Here is a 10242-nt window from a genome sequence, read left to right on the forward strand (position 1 = left end):
CGGTGCCGGGACCGGGGCCGGCGTCTGAGGAAGCGGCTTCGATGCGGACGGCGACGGGGCAGGCGGCTTCGTGCTCGGCCCGGGCGTGCTCGGCCCGGGCGTGACCGGGTGCGCCGGATCCGCCGAGGCCGGGTTCTGGGCCGCTGACGTCTCAACACGCGGAGTCGAGGTCGGCGTCGACGTCGGCGACGGCGACGCCGCCAGCGACGGCGGCGAGGAGGTGTCCCAAGCAGGCGGGGACGGGAGAGCGGCCCCGGGCGGCGTCTCCACCGGCGGCGCCGCCGGCAACGCCAGCAGATCCTTCCCTCCCCCTGAGGACTGGCCACCGGCCGGGCCGTCGCCCTCCAAGCCGAGGGCCGCAGCCAGCGGCCGCGCCACCGTCTCCTCCACCGTCTTCTCCACCGCGGCGACGACCGGTGAGCTCGCGACGCCCACCGTCGCGGCGACGGTGATCGCGGCAGGCATCGACACGCCCGCCGTGGCCTGCACGCCGATCAGGGTGGAGGTGACCAGTTTGCTGACGGCCCCGGCGACCGGCCCGGACGCCTGCGTGCCCACGCTCGTGCTCACGCCCATGCTGGTGCCCACCGACAGCGCGCCGCCCGGCATGAGCGCGCCGTGACTCATCAGCGCGGTCTCCACCGCCGTGCTGTAGTTGCCGACGGCGGCCTTGACCGCCAGCCCGGCCGGGGCCATGGCGGCGGCCGCGCCGACCAGCCAGGACCGCAGCCGCCGGTACAGGATCGACAGGCGAGCCGCGTCCGCCGACCGCCCGGTGGGCGCCTGCCGGGGGATCACACCGATGACCTTCCCGTGGGCCTCCCCGCTGGGGGGCTCGACCGCGGGCACGTCCAAGTAGGCGTCGCGGTGCTCGGCTTCAGCCTGCGCGTACAGACCGAGGATGCTCGCCAGCAGGTCCGGCGGCAGCGTGTGCTGGTGCGCCCACGTGCGGGACTTGCCGGCGCGGGCACCGATGCGGTCGTACGGCATGCCCTGCACCTTGGCCATGCGGGTGACGGCCAGGTCCTCGAGCCGCCGGTAGACGGCCATGCGCTTGTTGTGCTCGGCGACCTCGGCGTCCATCGCGTTCCGGATGACCTGCCAGAAGGCCAGACCCTCGTTGCGCTGAGCATCGTCACCGGCTGCGCGCTCGACGGCTTGCTCGTACAGGTCGGCGGAGAGCTCAAGGAACAGTCTCCGGCCGTCATCGTCCAGTTGCAACGCGGGTCTCCGAGGCGTGGTGTCGCTGAGGCTGGGGGCCGAACTGGTCGTGTGGCACAGGCCGAACCCCAGGTCCATTCACCAGTTGTTAACTAGTCTGTGCATTTCGTCCCAGGTCAAAGGGATTTAGTTAAATTCTGGGGATTACTGTGTCCGGAAACGATACGATATGTCAACTCGGATCGCGTCACGGACCACCCGGGGAGTAACGTCTCCACCGATCCACCCTGTATCGACCTGGAAGGCAGCAGAGTGCCCACGTTTGCAGACCGGCTCAACCGGATCTGGGAGCAGGTCCCCCGCGAGGACGGTAAGCCGTACACCCTGCAAGAAGTGGCCGACGCCCTGAGCGAGGCGGGCACGGACGTCTCGGCCGGGTACCTGTCGATGCTGCGCACCGGGAAGAGACCCAACCCGTCTCCGGAGCTGAAGGAGGCTCTGGCGAAGTTCTTCGGCTTCGATGACGCCACCGTCTTCGCCGACTCCCCCGCCGGCGCGCGGATACGGCAAGAGCTGAGCGAGCTACGGGCGATGAAGGAGTCGGGGCTGCTCGACCTCATGAGGGAAGGCAAGATCGCCGCCTTCGCGCGCACGGCCGCCGGGCTACCGGAGGCTGACCTCGACACGCTCCAGGCCGTCGTCGAGGCAATGCGCAGGGGGGCGGGCCTCCCCGATACCCGCCCCCCGCGCCAGCCCGGCCCCTGACCGCCGTACCGTTGCGCGGCATTGCGCTCTTTGATCAAGGTGTGCCTGCATGCCCAAGTTCGACCTGTCCGCGACCTTGCAAAAGATCGGCCTGCCTCGCCGACTCACCGCTCACACCCTGATCGACCACTACGCCCACGCGCTGGGACGCGACATCCGCCTCTCGACCCTGCCCGGCCTCTCCGCCTCCATGGGCTGGTGCGGCTTATGGATCCGCGGCGAGGACCTGGTCGACTACATCTTCGTTGACCAGGCCGCCGCCGCCGTACCCACCTTCGAGACGCACATCGTCGCGCACGAGCTCGGCCATATCGTCGCCGGGCACGACCAGGGCGTCACCGCTGAGGCCGGGCTCATCGCCATGCTGAAGGAGCGCTTCCCGACGCTGCCACCGCATGTGATCGTCCGGGCCGTCATGGCCCGCACCACCTACGAACTCCAAGCCGAGCAGGAGGCGGAACGTTTCGCCACCCTCGTGATGGCGCGCGCCAGCCTCCAGTCCAGCACCCCCTTTGGACGCGCTGCCGAGCGGACGTTCATCACCCCTAAGGAGGCTCCCCCCTCATGTCCGAACGCTCCCACCTGATCTTGATGGTGCTGATGTGGCTTGTCGTCGTATGGCGGGCCAGGACACTATCCAGCCCAGGTATCCACCGTCAGCGCTGGCTCATGTACGTGGGCATCACCCTGACGTGGACGCTGACGTCCCCCACCGCTCTCGAGCCGTGGTTCGACCAGGTGGACGCGTGGGCGGGGTGGCCGCTGATCTCCGGTGTGAAGCGGACGGTGGCCATCTTGTCCGCCGCGGCCGTGTCCGCCTTGTTCTTCGGTATCGCGCAGCGTTCCACCCGCTGGGTATGGCCTTCAGCGCTGGGCACGCTCGCCGTGATGGTGGGCGCGCACGTCGCCTCCGGTCACACGGTGGGAGCGATCGCCGATTGGGACGGTTCCATGGCCGGCCGTATCTACTTCGTCACCTACGAGGCGTTCCTGGCCATGACCTACGCCATCGCCGGCGGGGTCGCGCTCCTGCACGCCATCACCGATCACGGCGCCCGCAAGGACATCCGCATCGGCATGGGCATCCTCGGCACCGGCACCATCGCGTGCTTCCCGGTCGCTCTCTACATCCTGTGGTGTCTGCTGGTGGCCGGGCCCGGCGTCTACGTCGACCAGCAGTTCCGCGGTGTCCAGGCACTGATGCTGCTCGCCTGCGTGGTCGGCTCGATGGTGATGGAGACCGGCGCCGCCATGCACTCCCGGCGCACCCGCCGGCTCCTGGCCGACCTGACGCCGCTGCACACCGCGGCGGCCGAGCTGTTCCCCGAGCGGGTCCTGCCGATGCCCGGCGACCAGGAGCAACTGATCCGGCGCGTGGTGGAGATCCGCGACGCCCAGACGGCTCTGGCCGCCTACCACCCGGCCCCCGCGCCGGAGTCCGACCCGGTCGCCGCCGCGCGGTGGTTCACGACCGCCGTGGCCAACCACGCCGCCGGGAAGCAGGCCGAGCGGGGCACGCTGGCCGTGGCCACCGTCGCGGCCCGGAAGAAGTTCATGGACGAAGCGAAGTGGCTCGCGGCCGTTTCCCGCGCCTACGGGCAGGCCGAGGCGGTGGGACACTGACCCCGGGTACGCGCGTGCCGAGCCGGTCTCACCGCATCGCAGCAATGATCTCGGCGGTGTTCAACCCGCGGCTGCTGCTGCCGCCGCTGCTCCCCCTCGTGGGTCTGGTCGAAGAAGGCCGGGCCGGGCTGCTGTGGGGACTGGCCGCGACCGTGGTGTGCACCGGGGTGCCGCTAGCCGTGTTCACGGTGATGGACGTGCGCGACGGCAACCGCAAGAAGGTCCTGCCGCTGGCCATCGCGGCCGCCGTCCTCATCGCCTGCCTGGTGGCGTTCGCCGCAGCGGGTGCGCCGCTCGTGCTGATGTGCGTCGTGGCGTCGATGCTGGCCGGCCTCGTCTCCAAGATCCCCGTGGCGCGGTCCTGGGACGTGTCCTGGCACTCCTCAATCGCCGCCGGCTTCGCCGTGTGGATGGTCTACCTCTTCGGGCCCTGGGCGGTGCCCGCAGCGGTCGCCGCTGCGGTGGCGACCGCCTGGTCGCGCGTCCAGCTCGGCGAGCACACTCCCGCGCAGGTGGTGGTCGGCCTGGCGCAGGGAGCCGGGACACCGCTGCTCATCCTCGCGGTCTTCAGTTAGGGAGCCGGGCAGATGCCGACGTTCAGCGTATGGCTGCGCCAGCTGTGGCAGGCGGTCCCCCACCCTGACGGCCGAGAGTACGCCGTCGAGGAGGTCCAGGCGGGGTTGGCGGCCGTCGGCATCGGGGTGGACGCGGCGACGCTGCAGGGCCTTCTGGACGGCGTCCGGCCGCGGCCCGACGAGGCCACCGTGGCGGCCATCGCGGCGTTCTTCGGCTTCGGCGCCGACGTGTTCGCCGACTCCCCCGCCGGGGAGCAGATCCGGCGTGAACTCGCCGACTTCGCCGAGCTGCGCGCCTCGGGGGTCCTCCGGGTGCTGCGCGACGCTCAGATCAAGCACCTGAACTTCCGGGGGTGCGCAGTCGGCGGCAATCCGCGGCTGGCGATCGAGGCGCTGGCGCAGGCGCTGCAGGCCGCCCAGGCGCCGCCCGAGCAACCGTAGCCAGGCGCCCCGTACGCGGCGGCTCGGGAGAAGGGCGGCTGCTATACGCTGACATGATCATTTCCCGAACATGAGACATTGTCATCTTTGTATCTGAAAGAGGCTGGTGCGTGGAGCGAGACACGTTCGATCCTCACCGGGTCTTGAAGCAGACCGGGCTACCCCACCTCGTGACCGCGGAGACCCTGGTCGACCACTTCGGCGCCGCGCTCGGTCGGACCATCCAGCTCGACGTCATCACCGGCCTGACCCGCTCCGGCTGGTGCGGCCTGTGGGTGCTGGGCGGCGACGGCATCGACTACCTGTTCATCGACGCCGGCTACGCCCGCATCCCGGCGCTCAAGGCGCAGGTCGCCGCTCACGAGCTGGGGCACATCGTGGCCGGTCACGACCAGTCCGCTACCTCCGAAGGGAACGTGGTCTCCCTGCTGCAGCAGAGTTTCCCGCACCTGCCGCCCGCTGTGATCGCCCGCGCGGCCGCGGCCCGCTCGACCTACGACCAACCGGCAGAGCAGGAGGCCGAGGCGTTCGCCACCGCCGTGATGAGCCGGGCGGCCGCCGAAGCACGCCGGGCTTCGGGAGCCACCGGGCGCCGCGCCGAAGGCGTCCTAGGGCACCCGCTGGGCGGCGGCCGTGGCTGAGGCCCGGCAGTACCTTGTGCTGGCCGTACTGTGGGCCGTCGTCGTGTGGCGGGCGCCGGCCGTCCGCAGCTCCAATGCCGCCCGCTCGCTGTGGCTGACCTTCCTGTCCTTGGCGGTGGGCTGGACGCTGACCCTCTCGCCGGTCGCCGACTGGTTCAACGCGTTCGTCGGCTGGGAGTTCACGCCCCTGGCCAAACGCGTGGCCATCACCGTGGGCGCCGCCTCGATCGCCGCGTTCACCATGGCCGTCACCGGCCGAAACACCCGCATCGTGTGGTTCGCGGCCGCTGCTACCGGCTGGGCGCTGGTCATCGCGCACAACGCCGCCGACCACAAGGTCGGCGAGATGGAGGACTGGGACGGCAGCGCCGCGGCCGGCTGGTACTTCGGCGTGTTCGACGGCTTCCTCGGGCTGGCCCTGGCCGTGTCCGGCTACGCCTCCCTGCGGTATGCGCTCGGCCGCGACAGCTCCGGTGACCCCGGCACCACCCGACTCGGTATGGGCATCCTGGGCGTCGGCATGCTCATCGGCATCGGCTCCCCGCTCTACACGTTGTACGCCCTGCTGATCGCCGGACCCGGTTTCCTGAAACTGACTCAGGCCCGCTGGGTCATGGCGGCCTGCCTGCTGCTGTGCACGCTCGGCACCTGCATCCCGGCGGTCGCCACCGGGTGGCGGCGCCTGCAACTGCGGCTGACGGTGCGAGCGCTGCGGCCGCTGCACGCTGAGCTGACCCGTCTGTTCCCTGACAGCGTCATGGCTGCCGCCACCGCCGACGAGCGGCTGGTGCGCCACACCGTGGAGATCCGCGAAGCGCTGGTGGCGCTGACGCCGTACGGGCCCGGCCCGCTGTCGGAAAGCGACGCTCAGCAGGCCGCGCGATGGGTGGCGGACGCGGCCGCCGCCTACCGCCGCGGCGAGAGGTCAGCGGCGCCGGCGGGCGCGGTGGACGTGGCCGAGCAGACCGCGCCCACCCGTACCAGCATCGAAGCTGAGGCGGCGTGGCTGGCTCAGGTGGCCCGCGCCTACGTGACCCTGCCGAGGCCGCAATGACCGCCACCGGCGTCCGCGACCGGGTGGCGCTGCTGACGGCGGCCCGCTGGCTCACCGAGGTGTTCGCTCCCGCGCACTTCGTCATGGGCCTGCCGCTGGCGGTGGGCGCGGTCACCGGCGGCTGGTCCGGGCTCGCGTGGGCGCTGCTGGCGGCCGGGCTGTGCGGCGGCATCCCGCTCGCGGTGATCCTGGCTGGGGTCCGCTCGGGCCGGTTCGGCGATAAGCACATCACCGACCGGAGGCAACGCCCCTGGTTGATCGGCGTGATCGTCGCCTTGGTCGTGCTCGCGCTCGTGCTCCTGGTCGTGCTCGGGGCGCCGCGGGTGATGGTGGCGTGCGTGGCCATCATGCTCGCCACGCTGGCCGTGGTCGGCCCCATCACGTTCTGGTGGAAGATCTCCTTCCACACGGCGGTCGCGGCCGGGAGCGTGGTGATGCTCACCGCGGTGCTGCCGCCGGTGCCCGTCCTGGTGGCCGGCACCGTGGTGGTCGCGGCGATCGGCTGGTCGCGGGTGATGATCCGCGACCACACGCCCGCCCAGGTCACCGCCGGGACCGTGGCCGGCGCGACCGCCACCTGGGCGACGCTGGCCGTTCTGCTGTAGCCCTCTGGAGATGTGGGTGACGCCCGGCCAGACTTCCCCGCTGGCCGGGCGTCGTCGCGTTCCGGGAACCGTTAGGCCATGGGCCTCGGACAGCGGTCTCGCTCGCGTTCGAGCTGGGCGATGCGGCGCTCGTGCGCGGCGAACTCGGCGCGGAGTTCGTGGTGGCTCTTGGGCAGGCGGCCGGTGAGGACCGCGCCGAGCAGGATGAGCGGCCAGGGGATCGCTATCAGCAGCCCGATGGCGCGGAACGCGGCGTCCTCAGTCCAGTCGTCGGGGTCGTACAGGCCGTCGTCCCGGAGGAGCGTGATCACCTTGCGCGCTACGACGACGACCCCGGTGAGGTAGATGATCCAGCCGATCACCGGGCGGGCCCGCTCTCCGCCGACCGGGCCCGCGCCTCGCGGGCCGCGGCCTTCAGCGCCTCGGCTATCTCGTCGGCCTCGTCCGGCGGCATGCATGCCTCGGAGCCGCCCCAGTCGAGAGTGACCTCGAACCAGCCGTTGACCCGGGCGCGGCCGCGGCCGGCCTTCCACTCCTCGGCGTTCACTTCTTCGCGGCCGCCTTCTCGCTGGCCTTGGCCCACGTGGTCTTGTCCACGGTGCCGGTGACGAGCAGCCCCGCGGCGGCCTGGAACTTCTTGGTGGCCGCGGTCGAGCCGGGCCCGTACAGGCCGTCCACGTCGACGTCGTAGCCCAGCCCGTCGAGCCGGGCCTGCCAGGCCTCGACGTCGGCGCCCTTCATGTACGGCTTGCCCTTGACGTAGACCAGCGGGCGAGACCAGGCGACGGGCTTGGCGGGCTTGCCGTCGAGCTCCTCGCGGACGAGCGCGAAGAACCGATCCCAGGGGAAGCCCTTGCCCGGGTCGGTGTGGGAGCCGGTGCCCGGGTAGGCCTTGGTGACGTCGACGTGCGCGCAGAAGCCCTTCCGGCCGGCGCGGACCTCGGACGGGGTCAGGTGCCGGATCGGGATGTTGTACTTGGTCACCCACGCCGCGGCGACCTTCGCGGCGTTGCGCAGGGTGGCCAGGGAGAACGCGTCGAGCCATTCGGCGCGGGACTGGCGGGCGTAGCCGGTCAGTTCGATGTGCAGGCCGTCGGCGTTGGCGTTCGGCGCGCACCACGCGGTGTCGCCGTCATCGACGCAGCGGACAATGCTGTTGTTGTCGACGCACACGTGCGTGCTGGTCTTCGGCGAGCTGGTGGCGAACCAGTTGGCGACGTTCTCGGCGGTGGTGGGCTTCTCGGGCGCTTCCATGCTGTGCATGACGATGAGCCGGATGGGCTTGATGCGGCCCCGGTGGTACCAGCGCGCCTGGATCTTCTTCATCGCTCCCCCGTGCGACTCGCGGATGGGTCGCGGGGGAGGATGCCGATTCGCGGCGTTAACGTCGCCTCGGAGATGGAAGAGGGCGCCGCCCCTCGCGTGGGGGTGGCGCCCTCGAGGTGCGCGCCCCTGGTCAGAAGGGGCGTTCCCGGTAGTCGTCGGCGGAGACGAGCCGGGCGCGCTGCACGCGGGTCGCGCCGAAGCGGGTCGCGTCGGCTTCCAGGTCCTCGAGTTCGCCGGCGGTGACGGGGCCGAGGACTTCCGGCCCGGTGAGGGCCGTCCCGTGGATGATCAGCACATGGTCCCTGGCCGGCGGGGTCGGGTCGACCGGCGGGGCCGGGACGGTGCGAGGGGCGGAGCGCTGCGCGAGACGGGCCGCGGTGAGGGCGTCGGCGGCGGCGTAGTCGTCGAGCTCCGGGCGGCCGGGCCGCTGGTGGAGGGCGGCGGCGAGGCAGAAGCGGGCGTTGTCGGCGTCTTCGGCGATCCGCCTGCGGGTGGGGGTGCCGACGAGGTGGGGCTTGCGCTGGATGGCGTCGAAGAGGTCGCGGGCGTACAGGAGGCGCTCGAGCGCGGCCTTGACCTCGGGGTCACGCTCGGTCGCGGTGCTGGCGTCGCTGGAGTTGGTGAGCATGCTTGGCCTTCCTGGGGCTGTCGGTAGGGCAGGAGCCGCTCCCCGGCTCGGGCGGCTGGGGAGCGGCCGGGCGGGCTACTCGGTGGCGGGGTGGGTGGGGCAGTGGCCGATGTGGGTGCGCTCGGTGGGGCTGTGCTGGTAGCAGAGGCAGCCGCTGCGCTCGCGGGCGGCGGCGAGTGCTTCGGCGGCCGCGTCGACCTCGTAGGAGATGTCCGGGCAGAGGTCGCCGTTGCGGATCGCGATGGCGAGGGACAGGGCGTTGCGGGCGGTGGTCTCGACCTCCTCGACGGTGGCGAGGTTGTCGGCATCGCGGCGCTCGGCGCTCTCGAGCGACTGCCGGGCGGGCAGGTAGAGCAGGGTCAGAGCGGCCTCGACGTGGGGGCCGTGGTCGGCGGCGGTGCCGTTGACGTTGATCGGCATGAGGGTCCTTCCTGGGGTTGGTGATGAGGGGCCGCCCCGGCTCGAGCCGGGGGCGGAAGCGGGGGGCTCAGAGGGGGTAGCAGAAGACGGCGAGCTCGTCGTCCCAGCCTCCGAAGCCGTCCGGGTCGCTGGTCCCGGTGGCGTCGGCCCGGGCGAGCAGGTCGGCGGCTTCGGCCGGGGTGAGTGCGCCTCGGGCGTCGCGGTCGGTGTGGAACGCCTCGACCTCGGCGCGGGTGCCCTCGAAGACGGTGCCCATGACGACGGTCGAGTAGACGGTGTAGAAGTCGCGGTCGGGGGCGGGCTTGAGCAGGTAGCGGGGCATGGTGCCTCTCTCTCGTGGTGGGCCGCCCCGCCCGGCGGTGGTGCCGGGCGGGGGGTGGTCTGGCGGGGGTCAGGTGCGGTTGCGGCGTCGCTCCGGCTTGTCCAGCCGCGGGGAGACGCTGACCAGGTTCGCGTCTTCGGCCAGGGCCGGGTTGGTGACGTGGACGCCGGGCTGGTGCGAGACGACGGTCATGGAGCGGAATCCGGCGAGGATCCGGCGGGCCTCCTCCTCGCTGTGAGCCTCGACGCACACGATGGCGCGTATGGCCGTGTCGAAAGCGAACTCTCTGGGTGCGTGGTTGGGGCAGTGCCCGACCGGGGTGTGCTCGGTGGGGTTGTGCTGGTAGCAGGTGCAGCCCCGTGCGCGGCGGGTCTCGGCGAGGGCGTCGGCGTCTGCGTAGTCGGCGGGCTCCGGGGTGCCGGGCCGCTGGCGGTGCGCGGCGAGGGCGGCCGGCGACGTCGGCGTGGGCGTGGGCGGCGTCTTCGGTGAGCCACCGGAGCGTGCGGGTGGGGGTGTGGGGAGAGAGGCGGGCCGCGCCGAGGGCGTGGAGGGCGGGCAGGAAGCGCAGGACGAGACGGGTCTCGACGGCGTCGCCGTGCTCGAGTGCGGTGCCGTGCGGGACGAAGTTCATCAGGGGCCTTTCAGCGGGTGTCGGAAGGGGGGGAGGTGGGGGCCGCCCCC

The 10242-nt window shown here is 71.8% G+C and carries 15 protein-coding genes and 1 pseudogene; 8 read left to right on the forward strand and 8 right to left on the reverse strand.

Translation table 11 applies throughout. From position 1 onward, the window contains the following. Positions 1–1299: pseudogene (locus ACWJ6R_RS21555) on the reverse strand (hypothetical protein); the annotation flags it as partial. 174 nt (positions 1300–1473) lie between these two features. Here ACWJ6R_RS21555 and ACWJ6R_RS21560 point away from each other — a divergent pair. From ACWJ6R_RS21560 to ACWJ6R_RS21595, 8 genes are all read left to right on the forward strand, one after another. Further along, positions 1474–1926, forward strand: coding sequence for a hypothetical protein (locus tag ACWJ6R_RS21560; protein ID WP_449063966.1), 453 nt, complete (start codon positions 1474–1476; stop codon positions 1924–1926). A gap of 49 nt (positions 1927–1975) precedes the next feature. After that, positions 1976–2512 carry a hypothetical protein gene (locus ACWJ6R_RS21565; RefSeq protein ID WP_449063967.1) on the forward strand — a complete coding sequence of 179 codons (537 nt, stop codon included), beginning with the start codon at positions 1976–1978 and terminating at the stop codon, positions 2510–2512. Beyond that, positions 2491–3549, forward strand: a complete 1059-nt coding sequence (locus tag ACWJ6R_RS21570; protein ID WP_449063968.1) for an MAB_1171c family putative transporter — start codon at positions 2491–2493, stop codon at positions 3547–3549. The genes ACWJ6R_RS21565 and ACWJ6R_RS21570 overlap by 22 nt, the downstream gene beginning before the upstream one ends. Positions 3550–3593: 44 nt before the next feature. After that, entirely contained in the window at positions 3594–4124 is a 531-nt protein-coding gene (locus ACWJ6R_RS21575; protein ID WP_449063969.1) for a phosphatase PAP2 family protein, read from the forward strand. 12 nt (positions 4125–4136) lie between these two features. After that, entirely contained in the window at positions 4137–4565 is a 429-nt protein-coding gene (locus tag ACWJ6R_RS21580; RefSeq protein WP_449063970.1) for a hypothetical protein, read from the forward strand. 110 nt (positions 4566–4675) lie between these two features. After that, positions 4676–5206, forward strand: coding sequence for a hypothetical protein (locus ACWJ6R_RS21585; RefSeq protein WP_449063971.1), 531 nt, complete (start codon positions 4676–4678; stop codon positions 5204–5206). Further along, a complete protein-coding gene (locus ACWJ6R_RS21590; RefSeq protein ID WP_449063972.1) occupies positions 5199–6260 on the forward strand; it encodes an MAB_1171c family putative transporter in 1062 nt (353 codons plus the stop codon). The genes ACWJ6R_RS21585 and ACWJ6R_RS21590 overlap by 8 nt, the downstream gene beginning before the upstream one ends. Continuing rightward, positions 6257–6865, forward strand: a complete 609-nt coding sequence (locus ACWJ6R_RS21595) for a phosphatase PAP2 family protein (RefSeq protein ID WP_449063973.1) — start codon at positions 6257–6259, stop codon at positions 6863–6865. Before ACWJ6R_RS21590 ends, ACWJ6R_RS21595 begins: the two co-directional genes overlap by 4 nt. Before the next feature lie 71 nt (positions 6866–6936). Here the strand turns inward: ACWJ6R_RS21595 and ACWJ6R_RS21600 are convergent, their stop codons facing one another. The 7 genes from ACWJ6R_RS21600 to ACWJ6R_RS21630 form a co-directional block, all read right to left on the reverse strand. After that, positions 6937–7227, reverse strand: a complete 291-nt coding sequence (locus ACWJ6R_RS21600; RefSeq protein WP_449063974.1) for a hypothetical protein — start codon at positions 7225–7227, stop codon at positions 6937–6939. After that, a complete protein-coding gene (locus ACWJ6R_RS21605) occupies positions 7224–7412 on the reverse strand; it encodes a hypothetical protein (RefSeq protein ID WP_196455521.1) in 189 nt (62 codons plus the stop codon). The genes ACWJ6R_RS21600 and ACWJ6R_RS21605 overlap by 4 nt, the downstream gene beginning before the upstream one ends. Continuing rightward, a complete protein-coding gene (locus tag ACWJ6R_RS21610; protein ID WP_449063975.1) occupies positions 7409–8191 on the reverse strand; it encodes a peptidoglycan recognition protein family protein in 783 nt (260 codons plus the stop codon). The genes ACWJ6R_RS21605 and ACWJ6R_RS21610 overlap by 4 nt, the downstream gene beginning before the upstream one ends. 130 nt (positions 8192–8321) lie before the next feature. Continuing rightward, positions 8322–8819: a hypothetical protein gene (locus tag ACWJ6R_RS21615; RefSeq protein ID WP_449063976.1), complete on the reverse strand. Its 498-nt coding sequence runs from the start codon at positions 8817–8819 to the stop codon at positions 8322–8324. 75 nt (positions 8820–8894) lie between these two features. After that, positions 8895–9239, reverse strand: a complete 345-nt coding sequence (locus ACWJ6R_RS21620) for a hypothetical protein (RefSeq protein ID WP_449063977.1) — start codon at positions 9237–9239, stop codon at positions 8895–8897. 67 nt (positions 9240–9306) lie between these two features. Beyond that, positions 9307–9561: a hypothetical protein gene (locus tag ACWJ6R_RS21625; RefSeq protein WP_449063978.1), complete on the reverse strand. Its 255-nt coding sequence runs from the start codon at positions 9559–9561 to the stop codon at positions 9307–9309. A 69-nt stretch (positions 9562–9630) separates the two neighbouring features. Continuing rightward, positions 9631–9813, reverse strand: coding sequence for a hypothetical protein (locus tag ACWJ6R_RS21630; protein ID WP_449063979.1), 183 nt, complete (start codon positions 9811–9813; stop codon positions 9631–9633). Positions 9814–10242: the final 429 nt, after the last annotated feature.

The organism is Planomonospora algeriensis, assembly GCF_977012225.1.